At 66.4% G+C, this 25,338-nt stretch carries 18 protein-coding genes; 7 read left to right on the top strand and 11 right to left on the bottom strand.

Annotated features, from left to right (window positions below):
* The first annotated feature begins 40 nt into the window (after positions 1-40).
* Positions 41-1,351 (top strand): NtaA/DmoA family FMN-dependent monooxygenase, encoded by a 1,311-nt coding sequence (locus MWN34_RS02705; RefSeq protein WP_247026257.1) that lies wholly within the window; start codon positions 41-43, stop codon positions 1,349-1,351.
* A 21-nt stretch (positions 1,352-1,372) separates the two neighbouring features.
* On the opposite strand, the gene ku is transcribed toward MWN34_RS02705, so the two are convergent.
* The 5 genes from ku to MWN34_RS02680 all read right to left on the bottom strand — a co-directional run bounded on the left by ku (position 1,373) and on the right by MWN34_RS02680 (position 7,524).
* A complete protein-coding gene (ku, locus tag MWN34_RS02700) occupies positions 1,373-2,182 on the bottom strand; it encodes a non-homologous end joining protein Ku (RefSeq protein WP_247026256.1) in 810 nt (269 codons plus the stop codon).
* A 126-nt stretch (positions 2,183-2,308) separates the two neighbouring features.
* Complete coding sequence (locus MWN34_RS02695; RefSeq protein WP_247026255.1) at positions 2,309-4,432, bottom strand: ATP-dependent helicase; 2,124 nt, start codon at positions 4,430-4,432, stop codon at positions 2,309-2,311.
* A gap of 85 nt (positions 4,433-4,517) precedes the next feature.
* Positions 4,518-5,591: a histidine kinase dimerization/phosphoacceptor domain -containing protein gene (locus tag MWN34_RS02690; RefSeq protein WP_247026254.1), complete on the bottom strand. Its 1,074-nt coding sequence runs from the start codon at positions 5,589-5,591 to the stop codon at positions 4,518-4,520.
* The gene (locus tag MWN34_RS02685) at positions 5,591-6,004 is read right to left on the bottom strand and encodes a response regulator (protein ID WP_247026882.1); all 414 of its coding nucleotides are present in this window, start codon (positions 6,002-6,004) and stop codon (positions 5,591-5,593) included. The genes MWN34_RS02690 and MWN34_RS02685 overlap by 1 nt, the downstream gene beginning before the upstream one ends.
* Before the next feature lie 29 nt (positions 6,005-6,033).
* Positions 6,034-7,524 (bottom strand): sensor histidine kinase, encoded by a 1,491-nt coding sequence (locus tag MWN34_RS02680; RefSeq protein ID WP_247026253.1) that lies wholly within the window; start codon positions 7,522-7,524, stop codon positions 6,034-6,036.
* A 472-nt stretch (positions 7,525-7,996) separates the two neighbouring features.
* Between MWN34_RS02680 and glgX the strand changes: the two genes are divergently transcribed.
* From glgX to treY, 3 genes are read left to right on the top strand one after another with little or no spacing between them, the layout of a single operon-like run.
* On the top strand, positions 7,997-10,060 hold the full coding sequence (glgX, locus tag MWN34_RS02675; protein ID WP_247026252.1) for a glycogen debranching protein GlgX: 2,064 nt from the start codon (positions 7,997-7,999) through the stop codon (positions 10,058-10,060).
* Complete coding sequence (gene treZ / locus MWN34_RS02670) at positions 10,057-11,868, top strand: malto-oligosyltrehalose trehalohydrolase (protein WP_247026251.1); 1,812 nt, start codon at positions 10,057-10,059, stop codon at positions 11,866-11,868. The genes glgX and treZ overlap by 4 nt, the downstream gene beginning before the upstream one ends.
* On the top strand, positions 11,865-14,447 hold the full coding sequence (gene treY / locus MWN34_RS02665) for a malto-oligosyltrehalose synthase (protein WP_247026250.1): 2,583 nt from the start codon (positions 11,865-11,867) through the stop codon (positions 14,445-14,447). Before treZ ends, treY begins: the two co-directional genes overlap by 4 nt.
* Here the strand turns inward: treY and MWN34_RS02660 are convergent.
* Complete coding sequence (locus tag MWN34_RS02660) at positions 14,444-15,874, bottom strand: sodium:proton antiporter (protein WP_247026249.1); 1,431 nt, start codon at positions 15,872-15,874, stop codon at positions 14,444-14,446. The genes treY and MWN34_RS02660 overlap by 4 nt on opposite strands.
* 260 nt (positions 15,875-16,134) lie before the next feature.
* Between MWN34_RS02660 and recR the strand changes: the two genes are divergently transcribed.
* A complete protein-coding gene (gene recR, locus MWN34_RS02655) occupies positions 16,135-16,740 on the top strand; it encodes a recombination mediator RecR (RefSeq protein ID WP_247026248.1) in 606 nt (201 codons plus the stop codon).
* 6 nt (positions 16,741-16,746) lie between these two features.
* On the opposite strand, the gene MWN34_RS02650 is transcribed toward recR, so the two are convergent.
* The 4 genes from MWN34_RS02650 to MWN34_RS02635 form a co-directional block, all read right to left on the bottom strand.
* Complete coding sequence (locus MWN34_RS02650; protein ID WP_425532052.1) at positions 16,747-18,147, bottom strand: AmpG family muropeptide MFS transporter; 1,401 nt, start codon at positions 18,145-18,147, stop codon at positions 16,747-16,749.
* Between the two features lie 127 nt (positions 18,148-18,274).
* Positions 18,275-19,441: an amidohydrolase gene (locus MWN34_RS02645; RefSeq protein WP_247026247.1), complete on the bottom strand. Its 1,167-nt coding sequence runs from the start codon at positions 19,439-19,441 to the stop codon at positions 18,275-18,277.
* The gene (locus MWN34_RS02640; protein ID WP_247026246.1) at positions 19,425-20,687 is read right to left on the bottom strand and encodes a Zn-dependent hydrolase; all 1,263 of its coding nucleotides are present in this window, start codon (positions 20,685-20,687) and stop codon (positions 19,425-19,427) included. The genes MWN34_RS02645 and MWN34_RS02640 overlap by 17 nt, the downstream gene beginning before the upstream one ends.
* Positions 20,684-21,880: a diaminopropionate ammonia-lyase gene (locus MWN34_RS02635; protein ID WP_247026245.1), complete on the bottom strand. Its 1,197-nt coding sequence runs from the start codon at positions 21,878-21,880 to the stop codon at positions 20,684-20,686. Before MWN34_RS02635 ends, MWN34_RS02640 begins: the two co-directional genes overlap by 4 nt.
* 108 nt (positions 21,881-21,988) lie before the next feature.
* On the opposite strand from MWN34_RS02635, the gene MWN34_RS02630 reads away from it, so the two are divergent.
* Positions 21,989-22,504 (top strand): Lrp/AsnC family transcriptional regulator, encoded by a 516-nt coding sequence (locus tag MWN34_RS02630; protein WP_247026244.1) that lies wholly within the window; start codon positions 21,989-21,991, stop codon positions 22,502-22,504.
* A 27-nt stretch (positions 22,505-22,531) separates the two neighbouring features.
* Here the strand turns inward: MWN34_RS02630 and MWN34_RS02625 are convergent, their stop codons facing one another.
* Positions 22,532-23,524, bottom strand: coding sequence for a GNAT family N-acetyltransferase (locus tag MWN34_RS02625; RefSeq protein ID WP_247026243.1), 993 nt, complete (start codon positions 23,522-23,524; stop codon positions 22,532-22,534).
* A 551-nt stretch (positions 23,525-24,075) separates the two neighbouring features.
* Between MWN34_RS02625 and MWN34_RS02620 the strand changes: the two genes are divergently transcribed.
* Positions 24,076-25,323: a glycosyltransferase gene (locus MWN34_RS02620; protein WP_247026242.1), complete on the top strand. Its 1,248-nt coding sequence runs from the start codon at positions 24,076-24,078 to the stop codon at positions 25,321-25,323.
* Positions 25,324-25,338: the final 15 nt, after the last annotated feature.

Here is a 25,338-nt window from a genome sequence, read left to right as displayed (position 1 = left end):
CGCACCTTGTCCTCGTCTGACCAAGGTCGAGGAGAACGTGATGGCGTCGCCGTTTCACATGTCCTGGTTTCTTCAGGGCTCCAGCGCGCAGGCCTGGGGCGAGCCATGGACTGGGAACATCGGCCGCGACTGGATGAGCGCCGAACTCTTCGTCGACCTCGCCCGTGCGATCGAGCGCGCCTGCTTCGACTATCTGCTGATCGAGGATTCCATCTTCATCGGCGAGAACTGGCAGGCTTCGCGGGACATCTTCCTGAAGAACGGCATCTGCGTGCCACGCCAGGAGCCCTCCGTGGTGGCGACGCTGCTCGCGGCCTCGACGCGCCGACTCGGCATCGTGCCGACGCTGTCGACCTTCGCCTACCATCCCTATCTCACCGCCCGCATCATCTCTTCGCTCGACCAGATTTCCGGCGGACGGGCCGGCTGGAACCTGGTGACCGGCTTCAACGATCTGGCGGCGCAGAATTTCGGCCTCGACGGCATGGCGGATCATGAGGAGCGCTATGCGATGGCGGCGGAATACGCCACCGTCGTCAAGAAGCTCTGGTCGTCGTGGGAACCCGGCGCCATCGTCGACGACGTGGCCAACGGCATGCTCATCGACCCGGCGAAAGTCCACACCATCGACTATGCGGGAAAATACTACGCCTCCCGTGGTCCGCTCAATTCAGGCCCGTGCCCGCAGGGCCAGCCCGTCATCGCCCAGGCCGGCGGCTCGGCCACGGGGCGAGCCTTCGCCGCCGCCCATGCCGACACCATCGTCGCCGCACCGAGCGGCATCGAGAACATGAAGCGCTATCGCGAGGAGATACGCGCCCAGATGGTGACGATGGGGCGCGACCCCGACCAGAGCAAACTGCTGTTCCTGCTCTCGCCGATCGTCGCCGAGACCGAGGATCAGGCACGCTGGTTCGCCGAGCAGCGGCAGGTGCAGACCGCAGAGAACATCCCTGCCCGGCTCGCGCGACTCGGTTGGGCGACCAATATCGACTTCTCGCACTTCGACCTCGACGCGCCCGTCGGCGAACTCAGCACCAATGGCACGCAATCGACGCTGCAAGCCTTCCTGGTGCGGGCCGGCCAGCGCACGTTGCGCGAGGCCATCGTCGCGCATTACGGCCATGGCTATTGCGTCGACGTGGTGGGTACGCCGGAGAGCGCGGCGGCGCAGATGGGCGAGATCATGGAGGAGGTCGGCGGCGACGGCTTCCTTATCGTGCTGCCGGATGTCAGCCGGCGCTCGATCGCCACCATCACCGACGGGCTGGTGCCCGCCCTGCAACGCCGCGGCCTGATGCGCAGGGCCTATGCGCATGAATTGCTGCGGGACAACCTGCTCGAGTTCTGAGCCGGCTTTGCGCCGGTGCCTTCAGCGCGCCTTGCCGCTCTTTTCCTTCTCGGAGGCGAGGCTCTTCTTCAGCGCATCCATGATGCTGATGACATTGCCGCCCGGCGCCTCCTCGGCCTCGATCTTGGGCCTGGACGCCTTGCGGCCCTTTTTCTTGGCGGCGATGATCTTCTGCAGATTCTCTTGCACAGGATCGCTGGCGAGGCTGTCATCCCAATCGCGGGTGCGGCGCTCGATCAGACGCTCGACCAGGCCCAGCATCTCCTCGCCCGGCTCGTCATTTGCGGCCTCGAACAGGTCGTCCGAGGCGCGAACCTCGTCGCCGAAGCGCAGCGTCCACAGCACGATGCCATTGTCCCGCGGTTCCAGCAGCACGGCACGTTCGCGGCGATAGAGCACCAATCGGGAAATGCCGACCGTGCCGGTTGCCGCCATCGCCGCGCGTATGACCGAGAAGGCTTCCTCGCCGACCTTGTCGTCCGGGACGAGGAAATGCGGCTTGTCGTACCAGATCCACCCGATCGTATCGGCCGGCACAAACGTCTCGATATCGATGGTGCGGGTGCTTTCGAGTGCAACGGAATCGAGTTCGTCGTCTTCCAGCACCACGTAATCATCCGGACCGGTCTGATAGGCCTTCGCCTCGTCCTCCTCGCGCACCGGCTTGCCGGTCTCCGCATCGACGTAGCGCGCCTCGATGCGGCTGCCGGTGACGCGGTTGAGGGTATGGAAACGCACCCGCTCGCTCTCCGATGTCGCCGGCGTCATGGCGACCGGGCAGGTAACGAGGGACAGCTTCAGATAGCCCTTCCAGAAGGCGCGAGACGCCATCGCCTGAATCTCCTCGCAGCGCAGGACCAAAACCATTGCTCGCCGGACAACGGCTACAGGAACACCGATGTTCCACACCGTAAGCGCGTTTCCTTGCACTGCACAATGGGGCGTTGCCGCGGCGGGTCAGCTCCACATGCTGCGCAGCCGGGCGCGGACATCGATGCGCGGTCCTTCGCTTGGCGCCGTGGCGGAACCCGATTCGACCGGTTCCGGCCAGAGCCGGGCGCTGAAATGCCGGAGCAGCGGCGAGGGGATGAAGCGGGTACGGGAGGCGTAGACGTGCCGATCGCCCCGCGACGACTGGCCATGGGTGAAGAAGCGCTGCGGCACGATGAGGTGGAGATGGTCCTTCGCCCGCGTCATGGCGACATAGAGGAGGCGTCGCTCCTCCTCAATGTCCTTCGCGGAACCGACCGCGAGATCGGAGGGCATGCACCCGTCCACCACATTGAGAACGTGCACGCTTTTCCACTCCTGCCCCTTGGCCGAGTGGATGGTAGAGAGGATCAGGTAATCCTCGTCGAGCAGCGGATCGGCCGCCCGGCCGCTTGTGGCGTCGGGGGGATCGAGGGTGAGTTCTGTGAGAAAGCGCTCCCGCGAGGCATAGCCGGTCGCGATCTGCGCGAGCTGGACAAGATCGGCCTGCCGGGTCGCGGCATCCTCGTGCAGGCGCTCCAGATGCGGGCCGTACCACTCCCGCACCTGGTCTATCTCCGCCGGCCAGCCGGCCGCGCGGGAGCCGAGCCGGCGTAGCAGGTCGAGGAAGCCGGGCCAATCCTCTCCGCTGCGCGGAGGCGGGGTCTGCGCCTCCAGAGCCGGCACCAGCGCGCCGACGGCGCTGACGGCATCCACCATCCGCCGCGCACTGGCCGGGCCGATCCCCGGAAGAAGCTGCAGCACGCGGAAGCCGGCCGCACGGTCGCGCGGATTCTCGGCAAAGCGCAGCACCGCGAGCACATCCTTCACATGCGCCGCATCGAGGAACTTCAGGCCCCCGAATTTCACAAAAGGGATGTTGCGGCGCGTGAGCTCCACCTCCAGCGGACCCGAATGATGGGAGGCGCGGAACAGCACGGCCTGCGACTTCAGCGCGAGACCCGCCTCGCGCGCCGCCAGCACCTCGCTCGCGACGAAATTCGCCTGCTCGATCTCGTCGCGCACCGTGACGATCTGCGGGCGCTCGACAGAGGCCCGCTCGCTCCACAGTTCCTTGGCGTAGCGCTCGCTCGCCTCGGCGATCACGGCGTTGGCGGCGGCCAGGATCGGCTGGGTGGAACGGTAGTTGCGGTCGAGGGTGACCACGGCGGCCCGCGGCGTGAAATGGCCAGGGAAATCGAGGATGTTGCGGATTTCGGCCGCCCGGAAGGAATAAATCGACTGGGCATCGTCACCCACAACCGCCAGCCCGCGCCCGTCCGGCTTCAGGCCGAGAAGAATGCTCGCCTGCAAGCGGTTGGTGTCCTGATACTCGTCGACCAGCACATGGTCGAACCGTCCCCCGATCTCGGCGGCGAGCGAAGGCTCGCCCACCATCTGCGCCCAGTAGAGCAGAAGGTCGTCGTAATCGAGCACGTTCTGGCGCTGCTTGGCCTCGACATAAGCGGCAAACAGCGTCTTCAGCTCCGCCTCCCAGCCGACGGACCACGGAAAGGCGGAAGCGAGAATCGCGGCGAGCGGCGCCTGCGCATTCACGACGCGGGAATAGATGGAAAGGCACGTTCCCTTGGCCGGAAACCGCTTCTCGGTTTTCGAGAACCCCATCTCATGGCGCACGAGGTTCATCAGATCGGCAGAATCCTCCCGGTCGTGGATGGTGAAGGCCGGATCCAGCCCGATATGGGCAGCATAGTCGCGCAGCAGCCGGGCCCCGACCGCGTGAAAGGTGCCGGCGAAGGTTAACCCCTCGCTGAGCACGCTCGCTTTGGGACCGAGTGCGGCAGCGGCAATGCGCTCGACGCGGCGACACATCTCAGCCGCAGCCCGGCGCGAGAAGGTGAGGAGCAGAATGCGACGGGGATCCACGCCGTTGACCACCAGATGGGCGACACGATGGGCGAGCGTGTTGGTCTTGCCCGAACCCGCACCGGCAATGATGAGCAGAGGCGCCCCCGCCATGCCGGCGGCACCAGGCGTGACCCCAAATTCCACGGCGCGCCGCTGATCCGGGTTCAGCCGCTGGAGATAACCCGGCAGTGCCGTCTCCAGCGCGTCGCCGGAAGCGGTGATGGATTGGGGCAAGGCAGCCATGCGGGTGTGCGAATCGTCCTCGGCCTTTGACCTGGACAGCAAGCACGTTTCGCGTTTTGTTCGCAATCGTTCTGCGCGACGCCGTTCAGTGCGCCGCCCGGGGCTCGCCGGAGGAGAGGCGCTCCACCGGGAACTCGATCAGCACCCGAGTACCGCGCGCCATCTCTTCATAGATGATCGAGGCCTGCAGGCTGCCGGCCATCGCCTTGACGATGCGGCTGCCGAGCCCCGTGCCCTGCGGTTTGCCCTCGCCGCGCCAGCCTATGCCGTCATCTTCGACCGCGAGACGCGCATGACCGTCCGACAGCGAGCCGAGCGTCACCCGCGCCTCGCCGCCATCGCCGGCCGGATAGGCGTATTTGAAGGCGTTGGTGACCAGTTCGGTGACGATGACGCCGATCGACACCGCACGGTCGGTCGGCACCTCGATCGGCGCGATATTGGTGCGGATCACCGCCTTGTATCCGGCCTCGCGCATCGATGCGGCGATCTCGTCGGTGAGGCTTTTCAGATATTCGTTGATCTCGACGATGCGCACATCCTGCGAGGTGTAGAGACGGCGATGCACGCCCGCGACTGCAAGGATGCGCGCCTGCGTCTCGGCGAGAGCCGCCTTTGCCGCCTGATCGCCGATGGCATTGGACTGAAGCCGCACCAGCCCCGCCACCATGGCCAGCGAATTTGCGACGCGGTGATTGACTTCCGCCAACATGATCTCCGCCCGGTCGCGGGCGGCGCGCACCTCGCGCTCGGCCTCGTCGCGGGCGCGGATGAGGCGCGCCTTCTCGATCGCCTGGTCGATGGCGCTGCCCAGCAGCTCGTAGAAATCGGAATCGACCGTCTTCGGCACGTAGTCGAAGGCGCCCGCCTTGAGCGCCTGCACGGCCACATGGGTTTCGGCAGAGCCCGTGACATAGACGACGGGCGGCGCGCGCTCGACCCCCTGAAGGGCGGTCAGCACGTCGATGCCGGTACCGGTCGGCAGGAAATGATCCAGCGCCACCACGTCGACGCCACCTTCGGCAAGCCTTTTCAAGCCGCTTTCGGCGTCGTTGACGAGCACAACCTCATAACCGCGACGGCCGAGTGCCTTCTCCACGAGCCGTCCCAGCGCCGGATCGTCATCGATATAGAGCACGCGGCGCAGGGAATTGGGCATCACGCCGTTTCCGGCACTTGCATCACCGAGAAGAACAGCCCGAGCTGGCGGATCGCGTGGGCGAAGCTCTCATAGTTCACAGGCTTGGTGATGTAGACATTGGCGCCGAGATCGTAGCAGCGCTGGATCTCGCGGCTGTCGTCGGTGGTGGTCAGCACGACGACCGGGGTGCGGCGCGTGTGCGGATTGCTCTTCACCTTCTCAAGTATCTCGATACCTGTCATGTCCGGCAGATTGAGGTCCAGCAGGATGAGCAGATGCCGACCGGCGCTCACCTCCCCGCTGCCGTTCGGCCCGAGCAGGTAGGCAAGCGCCTCCGTGCCGTTGGTGAAGGGCGTGATGGGATTGTTGACGCCCGCCCGCCTGATGTTGCGCTCGATGAGGCGCGCGTGGCCTTCATCGTCCTCTATCATGACGATGCCGACCGAAATGGCTTCCGTGCTCACGCAGCGATACTCCCGACAACGGTGCGCATGTCCTGGGGCAGGACAATCGAGAAGGTCGTACCCTTTCCGAGTTCGGATGTCAGGCTGATTTCACCGCCAATATTACGAACCAGTGTACGGACATGGGCAAGGCCGATGCCTTCGCCGGCCTGATCCTGCGCGCCCGAGCGGCGGAACAACTCGAACACCCGTTCATGGTCCTGCGCCGCGATGCCGCGACCATTATCCTCGATATCGACAACCACCCGCGCCCGATCGCCTCGCCGTGCCCGCACCGCGATGTGCAGGGGCACATCCTTCCGGCGGTATTTGACCGCATTATCAAGCAGGTTTCCGACGATTTGTTCCAGCGCCAGCCGATCAGAGACGATCGGCCCCACCTTGATGTCGAGATCAAAGGCGCCGTCGGCCTCCGCGACCTGGTGGGTCACGGTGCGCGAGGCGTGCTCCGCCAAATTGCGCAGGTCGATCGTCTCCGGCTTCAGCACGCGGCGTCCTTCGCGGGACAGTTTGAGGATGGCGTTGATCAAGCCATCCATCTTGCGGGTCGAGGAGCGGATGAAGCCCAGCGCCTCCGGCAGGTCCTCGTCAGCGGCCTGCTTCGCCTCCCGGAAGGCAGGATCGATCGGCGGCGGGTCGAGATGGCTGATATAGGCCTTCACGGGCGCGAGGCTCGCCTCCAGTTCGGATGTGAAACCCATGATGTTCACGAGCGGCGCCCGAAGATCGTGGGTCACGATATAGGCGAAGCGCTGGATCTCCTCATTGGCCCGGGCCAGTTCCTGTGTGCGTTCGCGCACCCGTCCCTCGAGCCCCATATTGAGGTCCTCGACCTCACGACGTGCGGCGGCCAATTCCCGCATATAGGCCGAAATCGTGAGGCCACCCAGCAGGGTGACCGCAAGGATGACGATGCCCGCCACGACGACGACCCACCACAATGCCGCGGCGCTGCGATTCTGCTCCTCGACCCGATCGTTGAGCAACTGGTCGGTGCCCTCGATAATCTGCGCGAGAATTCCGCGCGCTTCGTCCATCGCCGTCTTGCCGAGATCGGTGCGGACCATGTCCAGCGCCTTGTCGCGCTGCCCGGCACGGGCAAGGTTTATTGTTTCTTCGAGTTCCCCCATCTTGGTCGCGATGACGGGCTTGAGTTTTGCAAGCTGGGATGCGTCGCGACCGGCAAGGCGTTGCTCCACGAGCGCGAACTGGGCCGGGACAGCCTCCTTCGCCCTGAGGAAGGGAGCGAGATAGGCCTCGTCCAGCGTCAACAGATAGCCGCGCTGCCCCGTTTCCGCATCCTGAAGCTGCGAGCGCAATTCCACGAGCGCAGCACGCGATTTGCGCAGCGTCACGACGGAATCGAAATAATCCTGCGTATGGCTGACCAGCCAGATCGTCGTGGCGACGACGGCGACAAGCGCACCGATGCCGATCAGCATCAGCAACAGCGTGGAACGCAGGAAGGTTGTGCGTGAAATCGGCATGAGGTGTCCGGCTGGAATCTCGGGAAAGCGGCCGCCGAGAAGGTAGCAATGCCCCGCCGGCAGGCAAGCCTTTCCCACGGGGCGATGTCTGGGCGGATCGATGCCATGCCCCGCACATCGCGACCAGGGCCCGGCCACGGATTGAAATGCGCGGCTCGCAACCAGTCAGCAGGGCGTCGCATGTTGAAAAGGCTGTCCGCATGCGGCGCGAAGCTGCACGGCCAACTCGCCCGCGCAGCGTGCTGCAAGGCAACCTCGGCGGGGACAAGGTTGCCGACGCCGCCCCGTCCAACCCCGCTAAAGCACGGCTGAACATGGCCGGCCCGATGAACCTGCCACGTCGTGCGGCAGCGCAAAATAAATGTGCTGCCGTGGAACGTCTGAACCGAGGCGGGTGTTGCCGTAGGGCAGGTTCCCCGCCCGCCGCAGTTCATCCCCCAGAGCGCTGCCAGCCTTGGAGCATTGGCCTTACATGAGACGAGTCGAACCCGGCTACGCCTTCCCGCTCGGCGTCAATGTCGACAAGACCGGCACCAATTTCGCGATCTTCTCGGACAATGCCGAGGGCGTGACCCTGTGCCTGTTCGATCGCTATGGCGAGAAGGAACAGGAACGCATCCCCCTGAGAGAATGCACCAATGGCGTCTGGCACTGCCACCTGCCGGGCGTCGGCCGGGGCCAAGTCTATGGCTGGCGCGTTTCAGGACCCTGGGTACCCGAAGAGGGGCATCGCTTCAATCAGAACAAGTTGCTGCTGGATCCCTATGCCCGCGAACTGGTGGGCGCAATACGCTGGGACGACGCACTCTACGGTTACACCATCGGCGCCGGCGACGATGCCGATCTCGTCTTCGACGAGCGCGACAGCGCACCCTTCATGCCCAAGGCCCGCGTCAACACCCGCATGCCGATGGTCGCCACGTCCCATCCGCGCGTGCCGTGGCACAAGGCTGTCATCTATGAGGGCAATGTGCGCGGCCTCACCATGCGCGCGCCCTTCGTACCCGAACAGATCCGCGGCACCTTCACGGCGCTCGGTATTCCGGCCTTCATCGACGAGCTCGTGGAGCTGGGCGTCACCGCGCTCGAATTGCTGCCGGTGCATTCCTTCGCCCAGGACCGCCATCTGCTGGATCGCGGCCTTTCAAACTACTGGGGCTACAACACTCTCGGCTTCTTCGCACCTGAGCCTCGCTATCTCGGCGAAGGCGGGCTGGAATCCATAGCCGAGGCCGTGGACCGGCTGCATCAGGCCGGCATCGAGGTCATCCTCGACGTGGTCTACAACCACACCTGCGAGGGCAACCATTTCGGTCCGACGCTCAGCTATCGTGGCATCGACAACAAGTCCTATTACCGGCTAATGCCGGACGCGCCGCGTTACTATGACGACATGACCGGCTGCGGCAATTCGCTGAATACCGATCACCCGCGCGTGCTGCAGATGGTGATGGATTCCCTGCGCATGTGGGCGTCGATCTACGGCATAGACGGCTTCCGCTTCGACCTTGCCGTCACGCTCGGTCGTCGGCCGACCGGCTTCGATCCGGCCCACGCCTTCTTCAACGCCATATTGCAGGATCCAACGCTGGGCGGGCTGAAGCTCATTGCAGAGCCGTGGGATGTCGGTCAGGGCGGCTATCAGCTCGGCAACTTCCCGCCGGGCTTTTCGGAATGGAACGGCGATTACCGCGACAAGGTCCGCGAGTTCTGGTGCGGCTCGGAAGGGGTTCTGCCGAGCTTCGCCACGCGTTTCGCCGCCTCGCAGGACATCTTCTCGGAAGGCAAGCGGCGGCCATGGTCGAGCGTGAACTTCATAACTGCCCATGACGGCTTCACCCTGCAGGATCTGGTCTCCTACAACGACAAGCACAATGAGGCCAATGGGGAGGATGGTCGGGACGGTCACGACGACAACAAGGGCTGGAACTGCGGCGCGGAGGGCGAGACCGACGATCCCGGCATCATCCAGCTCCGGCGGCAGCAGAAGAAGAACCTGCTCGCCACGCTTTTCCTCTCGCAAGGCGTCCCGATGATGCTCGGAGGCGACGAGCGCTCGAACTCGCAGGGCGGCAACAACAACGCCTATTGCCAGGACAACGAGATCGGCTGGGTCGACTGGAGCGGCGACGACACCGAGATCACCGCCTTCGTCGCCCGGCTGACAGCCCTGCGCAAGAGCCGCAGCGCGTTGTCGCGGCCGGAGTTCCTCACCGGCTCGCGCAACGAGCTCGGGCAGCCCGATGTGAGCTGGTTTGGCACCGACGGCGAGCGCATGTCGGACGAGGCCTGGGCCGATCCCTACAACAAATGCATCACCGTGCGCCTTGCCCCCGCATTGCCGGGCGAGCCGTCGCTGGTCGTGATGATGAACGCCTCCCATGTCGACGTGCCCTTCGTCACCCCTCCCGTGGAAAGCGGTCATTGGGAGGTGATTCTCGGCACGGCGGGCGATCTGGAAGGCGTGACGCTCGACGCAAGGCAGACCCTCACCATGCCCGCGCGCTCTCTCGTGGTGCTGGAGTGGCGTGAATGAGTGCGCCCGACGCTCTCGCGCCTGGCGCACCGCGCTTCGGCCCGCTCGTCACCGGGCGGGGCACCCTGTTTCGGCTATGGGCGCCGGGAGCGGACGGGGTTGAGCTTCTGCTCGACGGCGCGTCCCCTGCTGCGATGATGCGAGACGCCGCCGGCATGTTCATGCGGGACGTACCGGCAGCCGGCCCCGGCACGGCCTATATGTTCCGCGTCGCAGGGCATGACGTACCGGACCCCGCTTCACGGGGGCAGCGGGTGGATGTCGAGGGATGGAGCGTGGTGCCCGCCCCTGTTCCGCACGACACGCCGGCTCGGGTCGTCCGACCCTGGCACGAGGCGGTCATCGCCGAGGTCCATGTCGGCAGCGCGACGCCGGAGGGCACCTTCCGCGCCCTCATCGACCGGCTCGATCACTATCGCGACGCCGGCTACACCGTGATCGAGCTGCTGCCGGTCGCCGATTTTCCGGGCCGGTGGAACTGGGGCTATGACGGTGTGCTGCTGTTCGCCCCGGACCGGGCCTATGGCACACCGGAAGACCTGAAAGCGCTGGTCGATGCCGCCCATGCGCGGGGCCTCGGCATGATGCTGGACGTGGTCTACAACCATTTCGGTCCGGCGGGGAATTATCTCCCCCTCTACGCACCCTCCTTCTTCCGGGCCGACATCCACACGCCGTGGGGCCCGGCGGTCGATCTCGAAAACGAGATGGTGCGCGCTTTCTTCGCCGAGAGCGCGACGCACTGGCTCGCGACCTATGGTTTCGACGGGCTGCGCTTCGACGCGGTTCATGCGCTGGCGACGCGCGGGGTGGAAGATTTCCTGCGCGAGCTCGCCGAGGCCTGCCGCACGGTGCGCCCGGATGCGTGGCTGGTGCTGGAGAACCACGACAACACCGCTCGCTGGCTTGCACGCGCGCCCGACATCGCTGCCGGCGGTTACACCGCTCAATGGAACGACGACTGGCACCATGTGCTGCATCATCTCGCGACCGGCGAGAAGTCGGGCTATTACGCGCCCTACGCTATCGATCCGGTCGCCGACCTCGCCCGCGCGCTGTCGGAGGGCTTCGTGTTCCAGGGCGAGAGCTATCCCGACAAGGCCGGTGCCCCGCGCGGCGAGCTGTCCCGGCACCTGCCGCCGGATGCCTTCGTCTCCTTCATCCAGAATCACGACCATATCGGCAACCGCCCGCTCGGAGACCGGCTGGCTGGTGCGCTGGAGAAGCGCAAGCTCGATTTCCTGCGCTTCGTGCTCATGCTCTGCCCGGAAATCCCTCTGTTCTTTCAGGGCGAAGAAGCTGAGCTGGCGACACCGTTTCCCTTCTTCTGCGATTTTCAGGGCGAATTGGCCGATGCCGTCCGGCAGGGGCGGCGCAATGAGTTCAAGGACTTCTTCGCCCACCATGCCGGCTCGGTGGATGACCTGCCCGACCCCTTGGCGGAGAGCACTTTCCTCTCTGCCAAGCTGGCGCCCGCCCTGTTCGAGACACCGGAGGCGCGGCTGGAGCTCGACGAGTTCCGCCAGCTCGCCCATGCGCGCGCCCGGCTGGTCTGGCCGCTGGCGGCGAGCGGCTTTCTCGGCGCCGAACACCGTCGGGAGGACGATGTCGTGAGCGTCACCTGGCGTTTTGACGGTGGAGCTCTGGTGATGATGGCGAACGCCACCGATGCCGAGGCGAGCGCCCATGGCCCCTTCGGCGCCGACCGGGCGCCCGGGCCACCCGATGCGATCCTGGGAACGGTGGAACCGGGCCTGCCGTGCCGGCTCGGACCCTTTTCAGCCGCGGTGTGGAGCGAGGCGCGATGACGACGACGACCGGACGCCCTCTCCTGTCCACCTATCGCCTGCAGTTCCACAAGGACTTTCCCTTCCCCGCCGCGCAGGCGCTTGCGCCCCATCTGCGCGAGCTGGGCATCAGTCACGCCTATTGCTCGCCTGTCTTCGCCGCCGTTCCCGGCTCGACGCATGGTTATGACGTCACCGATCCCGCGATGATCAACCCGGAGCTCGGAGGAGAGGCCGGCTTCCGCGCCATGGCGGAGGCGTTTGCCGCAGAGGGGATCGGACTCATCCTCGATATCGTGCCGAACCACATGGCGGCCTCCGACCACAATCCCTATTGGATGGAGGCGCTCGAATTCGGTCCCGACGGTCCCGCAGCACGTCTGTTCGATATCGACTGGGGCGCCGGAAAGCTGCTGCTGCCCGTACTCGGCGACAGCCTCGCCGACACGATGGAGGCCGGACAGATCACGCTTGAACCCGACTGGGCGGTGGGGCGTATCAATGCGGCCGCCTATGGGGAGAAGACCTTTCCCCTCGCGCCGGCCAGCGTGGCGGCATTGCTCGCAACCGCGGCGGAACACAGCGAGGATGGAGCAGCGCTCTCCTACGCCGCCGACCTCTGGTCGATGCTCGCCAGCGGCCCCGTCGATCCCGACGATATCGCGCGGGCGCGGGCGGCGCTCTCCGCCTTGCCCGAGGCCGACCGCGAGACGCTCGAGGCCGAACTTGCGAGAGCGGATGTCGCGGAGATCCTCTCCACCCAGCACTGGCGGCTCGCCTGGTGGCGCATCGCCTCGGACGAGCTGAATTATCGCCGGTTCTTCAACATCAACGACCTTGTGGGCGTGCGCGTGGAAGACCCGCACGTGTTCGAACTGGTGCATCGCCTGCCGTTGCTTCTGGTGCGCGAAGGCGTGGTGGACGGATTGCGCGTCGATCATATCGACGGGCTTGTCGATCCAGAGGCTTACACCAGGCGCCTGCGTGCTGCGGTGGGCGGGCATGCGCCGATCTTTGTCGAGAAGATCCTCGAACATGGCGAGGTACTGCCACCCTGGCCCATCGACGGCACCACAGGCTATGAGCGGCTGAACGACATCAACGGCCTGTTCGTTGACGAAGACGGCTATCGCGCGCTGGAGACGCATCTGCGCGAGGCGAATCTTCTGGCCGGCACCGTGGAAGCACGGATCGTCACCGCCAAGAAGGACGTGCTGGAGCGCAGCTTCCTCAACGAGATCAAGGCACTGACCGAACTGGCCCACACGGCCTTGGCCGAGCAGATGGAAGCGGCCGATATGAGCCCGGCGGCCCTGAGGCGGGGACTAATCGCGCTGATCGCCCATTTTCCGGTCTATCGGTCCTATGCGACCGAGGCCGGGCATTCGGACGCGGATGCCGAACTGTGGAACCGCGCTCGAGCCGCCATCGAGGCCGCCGAGGATCCGCTGACCGCCAAGGCGGCGGCGCTGCTGCTGGACCACCTTGCCGACCCCCGCGATGCCGATGATCACCGCTTCCGCACCCGGTTCCAGCAGCTCAGCGGCCCGGCCATGGCCAAGGGCTTCGAAGACACCGAGCTCTACCGGAACATGACCCTGCTTTCGGTGAACGAGGTCGGCGGAGACCTGCTGCGGCCCGGCCGAAGCCGGGATGAACTGCACGCGCTGCTGCGGCAGAGGGCGGAGAGCGGCGCGCGCGACCTCACTCCCCTTGCTACCCATGACACCAAGCGCGGCCCGTCCACGCGCGCGCGGCTCAACGCCCTTACGCTCGACCCGGACGCATTCCTCGACTTCCTCGCCACCATCGAGGAGTTCACCCGCCCGCGCCGGCGCTCCGAAGAAGGGCGGCCGATGCCGGACGATCTCGACGCATGGCTGGTGCACCAGACGCTGCTGGCCGCCTGGCCGATCACTCCGGAGCGGATGGAGCAATATCTCACCAAGGCGCTGCGCGAAGCCAAGCGCCATTCCAATTGGGAAACGCCGGACGAGACCTATGAAGCCGCGACACTCGGCTTTGCCCGCAGCCTGATCGCAGCACCCGAGACAGAACCTTATCGCGCGGCGCTCGGCCGGCTGGTCGAGCGGTTCGATGAAGCGGGCCACATTTTCGGGGTAGCGCAGAGCCTCGTCCAGCTTACCATGCCCGGCACGCCGGACATCTATCAGGGAACCGAGTTCCGCGATTTCTCGCTGGTCGATCCCGACAATCGCCGCCCCGTCGACTATGTTGCGCGAAAGGCGGTGCTGGACGGCAAGGTGGACGGCATCGATCCGCGCGACGCCGAGTTAGGCACGCTGACCCGCCAGTTGCTCACCGCCCGCAGGACGTGCCCGGCGCTGACGGGCGGTGCCTACAGGGCGCTCGGCTTTGCGCCGAGCCCGTGGCGCTGGTTCGGCTTTATGCGCGAGGCGGACGGATCGGCGGCGCTGCTCATCGTGCCCACCCGCGTGCCGATCGGCTCCGAAGCGCCGCCGTCAATCACGCTTGCCGACGATCTCGGCGGCGGCTGGCGCAACCTCGACGGAAACCGGGCGGAACCGCGCATGCTCGCCGATCCCTCCCGCCCCTGGCAGGTGTTGCTGCGCGGCTAGAGGAAGGACAGCCACGTCACCAGCACGAAGCCGGGAAGCAGGAACAGCGCGGACCAGCCGATATAGCCGAAGAAACCCGGCATCCTGACCCCGCGCGAGCGGGCGATGGCCAGCACCATGAAATTGGGCGCGTTGCCGACATAGGTGAGTGCGCCCATGAAGACCGCTCCCGCCGAAATCGCCTCCAGCGTGCGGGCATGGGTGGTCATCAGCGTCGCCGCATCGCCGCCCGCGAGATTGAAGAAGACGAGATAGGTCGGGGCGTTGTCGAGGAAGGCCGAAAGCACGCCGGTCATCCAGAAATAGCCGGGCACAAAGGGCTCACCGTCCGGCCGGGTGACGAGCGCCACCAAGCCGCCCATTGGCCCCTCGCTGCCGGCCCGCAGCATCGCGATCACCGGCACGATGGCGAGGAAGATCGCGGCGAACAGGCGCGCCACTTCGGCGATCGGTTCCCAGTCGAAGCCGTTGCGCTCGCGGATAAAAGCGGGGGTCATGGCCAGCGAGAGGCCCGCCAGCGCGAGCAGCGCGACGTCGCGCAGCACCGCCTGCAACGGCACGTCGGTGCCGAGAATATGAAAGGCGATCCCCGGCTGCCAGGCCGCACTCGCGAGGATCACGACGATCACTCCGGCGAGGACCGGCAGGTTGCGCCGGCCGCGCAGGCCGAGCGGCAGGTCGCCACCGGTGTCCGGCGTCGGGTCGGCACGCTTCGGCAGCGCCGCCTCGCGGGCCTGGAAATACCGGTCCATCCAGTAGAACGCCGCCAGCAGCAGGCCAACCAGCAGCGCCGTTTCCAGAGCGAGATGCCGCGTGGTCCAGAAAAAGTCCACGCCCTTCAGGAAGCCGAGGAAAAGAGGCGGGTCGCCGAGCGGGGTCAACGCTCCCCCGATGTTCGACACCAGGAAGATGAAGAACACCACGGGGTGCACATTGTGATGGCGATGATCATTGGCGCGCAGCAACGGGCGGATCATCACCATCGAAGCCCCCGTGGTCCCGATGACGCTGGCGAGCAGCGTGCCGATGGCGAGCAGCCCGGTATTGACCGCCGGTGTGCCGTTGATGTTGCCGGTCAGAAGAATGCCGCCCGCCACCGTGAACAGCGTGAACAGCAGCACGATGAAGGGCACATATTCGGCGAGCGCGGCATGGACCAGCGCATGCGCCGCCGCCTCGACCCCGAAAACCGCGCCGAACGGCATGAGGAAGGCGAGCGCCCAGAACAGAGCTATCTTGCCTGAATGATGATGCCAGACGCGTGCGGCCAGCAGCGGCATAAGGGCAATGGACAGAAGGATTCCGGCGAAAGGAATGCCCCAGAACAGGGAGAGGGACGCGCCGTCCGGCCCGCCTTCCGCCGCCAATGCCGGGACGACGCCCATCCCCGAAAACATGACGGCAAGAAACAGCCCGCCGCCCGTCATCCGTCTTCCGCCTGCCATCGTCACCTCTCGCTCGGTCACCCCCTGCTAGCAAGCCCCCCATCCGCCTGTCGAGGAAAAGCGCCTGCCCTCCTGCCGTCCCGGTCACATAGGCGTCCGCTCGCCCGATGGGCGTACTCGGGGCAGAACGCCCTTATGCGACCTCCATTGGCGCGACTTTTCTTGGCGCGACTTTTCTTGGCGCGGCATGCCGGGCTGGGCTACACCGCTCCATCCGACCGCCCCCGCGAAGCGAGCCGCCCATGTCCCGCGCCGTCGCCGGCCCCGAGATCGAACGCCTCATCCAGCTTCTGGCTCGCGTGCCGGGCCTTGGCCCGCGCTCGGCCCGGCGGGCGGCGCTGCATCTCATCAAGAAGCGCGAGGCCCTGCTCGCCCCGCTCACCGCTGCGATGGGAGAGGCGCTCGGCAAGCTGGAGACGTGCCGGGTCTGCGGCAATATTGACGTGCGCAACCCCTGCACCGTCTGCACCGACCCGACCCGCGATGCGGCGATGCTGGTGGTGGTGGCGGATGTCGCCGACCTCTGGGCGCTGGAACGCTCCGGCGCGACCCATGCGCGCTATCACGTGCTCGGCGGCGTATTGTCCCCGCTCGACGGTATCGGGCCGGACGATCTCAACATCGAGGCGCTGGTGACGCGCGCACATGAGCCGGAGGTGAACGAGGTGCTGCTTGCCCTCGGCGCCACGGTCGACGGCCAGACCACCGCGCATTACATCACCGACCTCTTGCGGGACAGCGGCGTGAAGGTCACTCGCCTCGCCCAGGGCGTTCCCGTGGGCGGCGAACTCGATTACCTCGACGAGGGCACGCTGGCAGCGGCGATCCGGGCGCGGACTTCGTTCTGAGCACCCTCAGCCGACAGCGGCGGCGCGTGTCCGGCGCCCGTCCAGCCCCTCCTCGCGAAAATGGCCGCGGGCCTGGAGCCAGGCGAGGAGGATCAGGCTCGGCACGGCGGTGACCAGCGAACCCGCGAAGAACCACACCCAGCCAAGCTCCGCCGCCACATAGCCCGCGCTCGCCGAAAGATAGGTCCGGCCGGTCGCCGCCAGCGCGGTGAGCAGCGCATATTGGGTGGCGGTGTGCAACGGATTGCGGCAGAGCCCCGAAAGATAGGCGACGAACACCACGGTACCGATGGCGCTGGTGAAGTTCTCCGCGACGATGGCGAGGGACAGGGCACCGTAATCCAGCCCTCGCGTCGCCAGCCAGGCGAAGGTGAGGTTGGAGACGCTCTGCAGGATCGCGCCGATCCACAGCATGGTCGCCAGCGGCAACGAACGCGCCGCCATGCCCCCGACAATGCCGCCCACCAGTGTGGCGCCGAGGCCCAGCCCCTTCACGATGGCCGCATAATCGGTGCGGGTGAAGCCGAGATCGATGACGAAAGGCGCCGTCATGGTGCCGGCAAAGGCATCGCAGAACTTGTACAGTACCACGAAGGCGAGGATCGCCACCGCCATCGGCCGGGTGAGGAATTCGGTAAAGGCTCCGGCAGCGGCATGAAATACCCGCTTCAGGGGACGCTCGTGGCGTTCCTCGTCCGCCTCCGCTCCCTGCGGCGCGGACGGCTCACCCGAGACCAGCGCGGTTATGAGGCCGATGCCCACCGCCGCCGCCATGACGAGATAGCCATAGCGCCACGCCACCGGACCCGGCACGCCGAGCTTTTCCTGGATGCCGCTGACGAGGAACAGGATGCCGGCGGTCGAGACCACCATGCCGACCCGGTAGGCGGCGACATAGGCGCCCATGCCGGCGGCCTGTTCGGAGGGATCCAGCCGTTCGACGCGATAGGCGTCGATCACGATGTCCTGCGTCGCCGAGGCGGTGGCGACCAGCAGAGCGACCAGCGCCACCATGGCCGGGGCACGGGCCGGATCGACCAGCGCCAGCAGCGCGATCGCGGCGGCGAGCAGGAGCTGGGACAGCACCAGCCAGCCGCGCCGCCGCCCCAGCCAGCGCGTCAGCAGCGGCACCGGAAGCGCATCGACCACGGGCGCCCAGAGGAACTTGATGGCGTAGGGCGTGCCGACCAGCGCGAACAGGCCGATGGTGGTGAGATCGACCCCCGCCTCGCGCATCCAGATAAGCAGGGTGGAACCGGAGAGCGCCAGCGGCAGGCCGGAGGAAAAGCCCAGCAGCATGACCGCCAGCACGCGCGGGCGCAAATAGACCGTAAGCCCGGCCAGCAGGCCGGGGCGCCCCTGCGCGGGGGCGGGACTGTCCGTTCCAGCTCGATCCGGCGGGGCGATGTCGCTCATTCGGCGCCTCGGCTGCGGCGGTGATCCGGGCGAGGGCCCGCAGGCGGCGAATCGGCCTGCGGGCCCTCGCCTTCTGCTGTTTAACCGGTCTCGTCCGGCCTGTCGCGCCGACGCCCCTTCACGCCTGTTCCGCGACGGGAAGACGGGTGCGCACGATGGCGGCATGCAGCCTTGTGCCAGGCAGCAGGCCGGCGTCGTCGAAGTCATAGGTCGGGTTGTGCAGCGGCGCGGAAGGCCCGTTGCCAACGAAGGCGAAGCAGCCCGGCACATGGGCGAGGAAACGGGCGAAGTCCTCGGAAGCCGTCATCGGCTCTTCCGCCGACGCCACCCGCTCCGGTCCGCAGACCCCTCGTGCCGCTTTCAGCACCTCGTCCGCGAGGGCGGCATCGTTGACGAGCGGCACGAATTCACGGGCATAGCGCACAGACGCCGCCACATTGTGGGCCAGCGCCGTGCCCTCGGCGATCGCACGCATCTCCCGCTCGATCGTTGCGCTCACCTCCGGGAGGAAGGAACGGGCATCACCCAGAATGCGGGCCTGCCCCGGCAGGGCGTTTCGGGTACCGTCGGTGATGAGTTCGGTTACCGAGACCACGGCGATGTCGGCCGGGCTGATCCGGCGCGAGACGATGGCCTGCAGGTTCAGCACCGTGGCGCAGGCGGCGAGCATCACCTCGCTTCCCTGATGCGGGCGCGCGGCATGCCCGCCGATGCCGGTCAGCACGATCTCGAAAATGTCCTCCGCCGACATGATGGGCCCCGGCCGGGTCTCGACATGGCCGATCGCGAGCCCGGGCATGTTGTGCAGGCCGTAGATCTCGGAAAAGGGAAAGCGCTCCAGCAAGCCGTCATCAAGCATGGCCTGCGCGCCCTGCCCCCACTCCTCGGCCGGCTGGAACACGAAGCGCACCGTTCCATCGAAGCCGCCTTCGCCGGCCAGAAGGCGGGCGGCGCCAAGCAGCATGGCGGTGTGGCCGTCATGCCCGCAGGCGTGCATCGTGCCCGGATGACGCGACGCATGGGCGTGGGTGCCCTGCTCGGCGATGCGCAGCGCGTCCATATCCGCACGCAACGCGATGGCGCGGTTGCCGGTGCCACGCTTCAGGGTGCCGACGACCCCGGTGCCGCCGACGCCCTCGACCACCTCGTCGAGCCCGATCTCCCGCAGCTTTGCCGCGACGAAGGCGCTGGTGCGCCGCTCCTCGAAGCCGAATTCGGGATGAGCGTGGAGATCATGCCGCCAGATCGTCATCTCGCGCTCGAGCGCCTCAGGATCCATAGCCATGGCGGTCTCCCTTTGCGTCGGCGAGGCAGGCGACGACGTCCAGCAGAACATTGGCACCGGCCACCAGATCGGCCTGCGGCGTGTGTTCGCGCGGATTATGGCTGATGCCACCAAGGCTCGGCACAAAGATCATCGCCGCCGGAGCCATGCGCGCCATCATCTGCGCATCATGCCCGGCACCGGAGGTCATGCGCTGATAGGCGAGCCCACGGCCCGCGGCCGCCTGCTCAATAAGCGCGACGATGCCGGCATCGAATGCGACGGGTGAGAAGCGCGCCAGTCTTTCAACCGAGACCGACACGCCTTCGCTGGCCGCCACCTCGTCGAGGAAGATGGCCAGCGCCGCTTCCCCGGCCGCGAGCCGCGCCTCGTCCGGGTCGCGCAGATCGACGGTGAAGGTCGCCCGCGCCGGGATGACGTTGATCGCGTTGGGCTCGAAGGCGATGCAGCCGACGGTGGCGACCGAAGGGTCATGCGCCTTTCGCGCCTGCTCGTTCACGAAGGCGATGACACGCGCGGCGGCGTAGCCGGCATCGCGGCGCATCGACATCGGGGTCGTGCCGGCGTGGTTGGCCGTGCCTTCCATCACCACGCGCTGCCAGGAAATGCCCTGCAGCGTCGCGACCGCACCGATCGGCACGCCTTCGCGCTCCAGCACCGGGCCCTGCTCGATGTGCAGTTCGACATAGGCATGCGGGCGCAGGAAGCCCGGCTCGGCGACGCCGGCATAGCCGATGCGCTCCAACTCGGCGCCCAGCGTTGTGCCGTCGGTGCCGATGCTCGCCAGCGCCTCCTCTACCGAAAGCCCGCCGGCATGGACGAGGGAGCCCATCATGTCGGGTGCGTAGCGCACGCCCTCCTCATTGGTGAAGGCGGCGACCGCGATGGGACGAACCGGCGTGAGGCCTGCGGCGCGCAGCGTCTCGATCACCTCCAGCCCGGCGAGCACGCCGTAGCAGCCGTCATAGATGCCGGCATCAATGACCGTGTCGATATGCGAGCCGAGCAGCAGCGGCGCTTCCGCGGCGTTCGCATGAGTCCGCCAGATGCCGAAGATGTTGCCGATGCGATCGACCACAACGTCGAGGTCCGCCTCGCGCAGCCAGCCGACCAGAGCGTCGCGCCCTGCGCGGTCGGTGTCGGAGGCGGCGAGACGGGTGAGACGGTTCTCGCCATCACGCCCGATCTGCCCAAGCGCGTGCAGCCGGCCGAGCAGGCGCGCCTCATGGATCGCCAGGCCGCTCATGCCGGCCCAGCCCGGACGACATCAGGCGCCAGACCTACGAGCTCGGCATAACGTCCGGGGTCGGTCGCCCCCTCGGTGTTGATGACGAAGACGCGCGAGGACGGCCCCAGATCGAGCGCGGTGCGGATCTCCGGCGTGGCCATCGCCCGCAGCAGCCCCGCCAGCCCGGCACCGCCGCTTTCCCCCGCGACGATGGCCGGATCGCCAAAGACCGGGCGCGCCAGTCGGTTCATCACCGCCACGGCGTCCTCCTCATCGACGGTCATGAAGGCATCCGCCGCGCGGGAGAGCACCCGCCAGGCAATGCGCGAGGGCTCGTAGCATTCGAGCATCGCCATCACCGTGGGTTCGCCATGAGCGATCCGCACCGGCGCGCCCACGCGCACGCTTTCACAAACACAGGCCGCGCGGGCGGGCTCGACGACGATAAAGCGCGGGCGACGCTCGCCCAGCACCAGCTGCAGATGCGCCGCCACTGCCGCCGCGACGCCGCCGACGCCGGCCTGCACGAAGACGTGGGTCGGCAGCTCGGGCAACTGGCGCAGCGCCTCGCGCACCATGGCGGTGTAACCCTGCATCACCAGCGCCGGAATCTGCTCATAACCCGGCCAGGAGGTGTCGGAGACGATGGTCCAGCCCTCCTGCTGCGCCACGCGGGTGGCCTCGGCGACGGAATCGTCATAGGTGCCCTCGACCCGGATCATCCGCGCCCCATAACGGGCGATGGCCGCGACGCGCTCGTCGCTGACGCCGGAATGCACGAAGATCGCCGCGGCAGCCCCCATCAGCCCCGCGCCCTGCGCCACCGAGCGGCCGTGGTTTCCATCGGTGGCGCAGGCGACGGTCACCCCCGCCGCGACGGCGCGCACCGCCGGCTCCTGCATCTCCTCCATCTCGACCGGGCGACCGAGAGCTCGCCCGGCCTCTGCCAGCACCAGCCGTGCCACCGCATAGGCGCCGCCGAGCGCCTTGAAGCTGCCGAGCCCGAGCCGGAACCCCTCGTCCTTCACATGCAGTGCACCGACGCCAAGCTCCGCGGCCAAGCCGGGCAGCGCATGGAGCGGGGTGGGTGCATGGTTGTCGCGCTGCGCCAGATAGGCGTCCACCGCATCGGCGCCGGCTTCGCCAAGCATGTCGCCATCGGCCGGATCGAGGGGCTGACGATAATCGGGATGGGCGTTGGACAGGAACATCGAACATCTCTCGCGACAGGAACGACGAGAGGATATTGCAGAGGGCGTGCAGAACGGGCTCTATATCAGCCACATCCACGCACAAATATTTCATTCTTCGAGGCTCGGATGACGGACACGGCCCTGCCCACCTCGTTGGACGCCTTCGATCTCGCCATCCTCGAATTCCTTCAGCGCGACAACGCAACCCCTCAGCGGCTCATCGGCGAGGCGGTGAACCTGTCGGCGCCGGCGGTGCAGCGCCGCATTCGCCGCATGGAGGATGCCGGTGTCATCGCGGCGAATGTCGCGCTCGTCGATCCGGCGCAGGTAGGGCAGCCACTCACCCTCGTCGTCGAGGTCGAACTGGTCAGCGAGACCGCCGAGTTGATAGATGCCGCCAAGCGCGGCTTCGCCGCCGTGCCCGAGGTGCAGCAGTGCTATTACGTCACGGGCGAGGCGGATTTCGTGCTGGTGATGCTGGTGCCGACCATGGCCGCCTATGAGGCGCTGACTCGTCGGCTGTTCTTCGGCAACAACAATGTGAAGAGGTTCCGCTCCCTCGTGGCCATGGACCGGGTCAAGGTCGGCCTTACGGTTCCCCTGAAGGACGGTGTGGCAGCCCGCACGCCGCCGCGCCGCTGAAGGCCATCTCGGTCGGCGAGCTCGCCTTCAGCTCGCCTGGGACATCGGCGATTTGCGACCCGAAACGGTGTTGCGGATGGACAGCAGCTTCTGCCGCAGCTTAGGGCCGACGAGGCTGCGCACGTGGGAGGCGGCCGCCATGCGCAGCGTCGCCGCGTTGGTGACCATCGAGATCTCGGACCGCCGCTGCGGGATCAGCCCGAACCGGGACAGGAACACGCCGGTATTGGCCTTCGCATAGCCATCCATATCGAAGGTCAGGCCCAGCGCCCGGGCCTTTTCGATCGACTTCCAGATGAGCACACTGTTGGCCGCCCCTTCATTGGCCGCCGGGTTTCGGCTGTTGAGCCAGTAATAGAGATAGCGGCTGTCGGTCAGCAATACGGCGCTCGCCATATCCGCCCCGGTTTCATCCACGCATGCCAGGATGATGGCCTGCCCCCGATCGACTGCTGCCGCCATGATGCGCCGGATCGCGCCGTAATCGACGTTGTCCTTGAAGGCGCGGTCGCCGATGAAACTTTGCGAGAGTCGAATATAGCGCTCGACGTCGGTGTGCTCGACCACCTGCATCCGCTTGAGGCCGGTCTTGATATTGTACCTCACCTTCTGATCCATCTCCCGGAGCGGATCGTAATCGGGATCCTGCCTCGTGCGGAAGGTGAAGCTGGTGGTCACCGTAAAGCCGGCGAGATTGAAGGCGAGGTCGAGATCGGAATCGGGAGCCAGCGTGTAGGAGAACCTGTCGAATTTCGGCAGTTGCTCGCTCAGTCCCTGCAGCGCCCGGATGACATGGGACAGATTGCGCCGCGCCTCGACGGAGTGGAACTTGATGGTTGGTTGCATGACCCGCGCGAGATGAGGCATGCCGACGATCCGAAGTCCTCCCTCGCGATAGGTGGAATAAACTAGACTGGCAGCAAGTACCTTGCCGTCGTCAAACTCAACCTTACGCCAGCTTCCGCCCGTGGCGGCTTCGTACCACCACGGCTCATCGAAAACAGAACTATATGAAAGCATAAGAGATACCCTGGAGGAATGGCTTTTACGCCGAAACTCTGCCCCTGGTCGTGTAATGATACGCCGCGGAAAGGATTTAGGCCTTATAACAAGAAAACCGGGCCTTCCGTGCGTTTCCTTCGGTCAAGAAGTCCCCTGATACGACGTGGGACACCCGCTCGCACTATCCCGATGGCTACGAATCCGCGCGCCCGCCTATCCCTTTGCGCCGAACCGCCCCATCGGACGGCGTAACCCATCCACACGCCGTGATGCCCGTTCGAATCCACTCCCGCCGGACTACCGCCTTTGTTCACGGGCCACCGGCTCGGACAGCCGGTTGCGCTGTTTCAGGCCGCCGGGTCGGCTTCTATGCTGCATGGCAATGTCAACGATCATTCCTTTGCGATGAGACTTTTGCCCTTGCGAAACGAATATTGGCCCAACGCATTTCGAGGAAACCCCGGAGCTGGACATTCCAAGGGTGACGATCTGGAGGCTTACATGTCGATGGAAAGCGCAGGTCACCTGGCCACCGGTCGCCACCGCCGCCTGGCAAAGGATGGCGTCCGATGACCCGGAACAAGATTGCCGTCTATTTCTACGGCGCCTTCAGCCCGGAAGCCGACGGCTGCCATGCGCGCGTCTGCTCGCTGCTGGATCGCCTCGTGCTGAGCTTCCCGCGGGTGGTGGTCTATTCCTACGACAACCATCCCGATTTCCCCTGGAAGGAGCGGAACATCCAGGCCTTCCACCAGCGCTGGCCGGGCGTCGAGCTGGTGCTCGAGCACTATTCAGGTCGGTTGAAACTCGCTACGCGCGTGAAGAACCTCCTCATCTCCTTCTTTCCCGGCATGGCACGCAATCTCGTGAAGCTGTCGCTGCCCGGCGCCAGCCCCAAATTCGCTGGCGTGAAGGCCGAGGCGGGCTCGATCTTCGTGAACTACACGCACGGTCTCGCCCAGTTGAACGGTGTCGATCCCGACCGCTGCGTGGTCGACACCCATGACGTCAACTTCGCGAAATGGGCGAAGCTCGCGCGCGCCAGTTCCGTCTCGCTGACCTCGCTGCGCAAGCTTCGCGGCGAGATTGCCGTCCTGCAGATCGTCTACGCCCTCGTCGCGATCTCGCCTTCCGAGGCCGCCTTCTTCCGCATGATGCTTGAGGACGACCGGGTTCACTACGTTGCGGCATGGGACCCCCCGCGCAAGCGGGCCGACGTCGCTCCGGCCAGCGAGCGCGACATCGACCTTGTGTTCTTCGGCTCCGCCTATGCGATGAACGGGCGTGGCCTCGTCCAGATGTTCGCCCAGAACGGCGAGTGGCTGGCGCGCTACCGCATCGCGATCTGCGGCAATGTCTGCAACGATCCCGATGTGGTCGCCCTCGCCGGCCGCCATGCCAATGTGCGTCTGCTCGGCTATGTCGACCGGCCGGAGGAGATCTACGCCCGCAGCAAGGCGGCGCTCTCGCCGGTGGACGGCACAGGCCTCAAGATGAAGATCGTTGGGGCCCTGCGCGCGGGCGTGCCGGCCTTCGTCTCCCGCTCGGCGCTGGACGGCCTGCCGTCCGGCTACGAGGAAGCGGTGTTTCCGCTCGCTGAGGCCGAGGTTGCACGCGTGCTGGGCGATGACCGGCGTCTGGCCGACGCCCAGAACGCGGCCTTTGCCTATTATGCCCAGTTCGATCGCGGCAGCGATGCCGCCGCTCTCATCGAGCGTCTCGCCCGCAAGGACGAGCGCGCCCTCACCATTCGCACCGATGCACCGGCACGGCCGGTGTTCGACGAAACGGGCTCCCTCGGCAAGCTCACGAGCTGAGCGGCGGACAATCCA

The organism is Ancylobacter crimeensis (genome assembly GCF_023016805.1).
GTDB lineage: Bacteria > Pseudomonadota > Alphaproteobacteria > Rhizobiales > Xanthobacteraceae > Ancylobacter > Ancylobacter crimeensis.
The sequence above is the reverse complement of the archived record's forward strand: the minus strand, read 5'-3'. Positions and strand labels throughout refer to the sequence as shown.

Coding starts and splice junctions, on each gene's coding strand:
- treZ (WP_247026251.1), top strand. CDS start 10,057: ATGAGTGCGCCCGACGCTCTCGCGCCTGGCGCACCGCGCTTCGGCCCG.
- glgX (WP_247026252.1), top strand. CDS start 7,997: ATGAGACGAGTCGAACCCGGCTACGCCTTCCCGCTCGGCGTCAATGTC.
- MWN34_RS02660 (WP_247026249.1), bottom strand. CDS start 15,874: ATGACGGGCGGCGGGCTGTTTCTTGCCGTCATGTTTTCGGGGATGGGC.
- MWN34_RS02645 (WP_247026247.1), bottom strand. CDS start 19,441: ATGGCTATGGATCCTGAGGCGCTCGAGCGCGAGATGACGATCTGGCGG.
- ku (WP_247026256.1), bottom strand. CDS start 2,182: ATGGCGTCTCGCGCCTTCTGGAAGGGCTATCTGAAGCTGTCCCTCGTT.
- MWN34_RS02680 (WP_247026253.1), bottom strand. CDS start 7,524: ATGCCGATTTCACGCACAACCTTCCTGCGTTCCACGCTGTTGCTGATG.
- treY (WP_247026250.1), top strand. CDS start 11,865: ATGACGACGACGACCGGACGCCCTCTCCTGTCCACCTATCGCCTGCAG.
- MWN34_RS02690 (WP_247026254.1), bottom strand. CDS start 5,591: ATGCCCAATTCCCTGCGCCGCGTGCTCTATATCGATGACGATCCGGCG.
- MWN34_RS02630 (WP_247026244.1), top strand. CDS start 21,989: ATGACGGACACGGCCCTGCCCACCTCGTTGGACGCCTTCGATCTCGCC.
- recR (WP_247026248.1), top strand. CDS start 16,135: ATGTCCCGCGCCGTCGCCGGCCCCGAGATCGAACGCCTCATCCAGCTT.
- MWN34_RS02685 (WP_247026882.1), bottom strand. CDS start 6,004: ATGATAGAGGACGATGAAGGCCACGCGCGCCTCATCGAGCGCAACATC.
- MWN34_RS02620 (WP_247026242.1), top strand. CDS start 24,076: ATGACCCGGAACAAGATTGCCGTCTATTTCTACGGCGCCTTCAGCCCG.
- MWN34_RS02705 (WP_247026257.1), top strand. CDS start 41: ATGGCGTCGCCGTTTCACATGTCCTGGTTTCTTCAGGGCTCCAGCGCG.
- MWN34_RS02635 (WP_247026245.1), bottom strand. CDS start 21,880: ATGTTCCTGTCCAACGCCCATCCCGATTATCGTCAGCCCCTCGATCCG.
- MWN34_RS02625 (WP_247026243.1), bottom strand. CDS start 23,524: ATGCTTTCATATAGTTCTGTTTTCGATGAGCCGTGGTGGTACGAAGCC.
- MWN34_RS02640 (WP_247026246.1), bottom strand. CDS start 20,687: ATGAGCGGCCTGGCGATCCATGAGGCGCGCCTGCTCGGCCGGCTGCAC.
- MWN34_RS02695 (WP_247026255.1), bottom strand. CDS start 4,432: ATGGCTGCCTTGCCCCAATCCATCACCGCTTCCGGCGACGCGCTGGAG.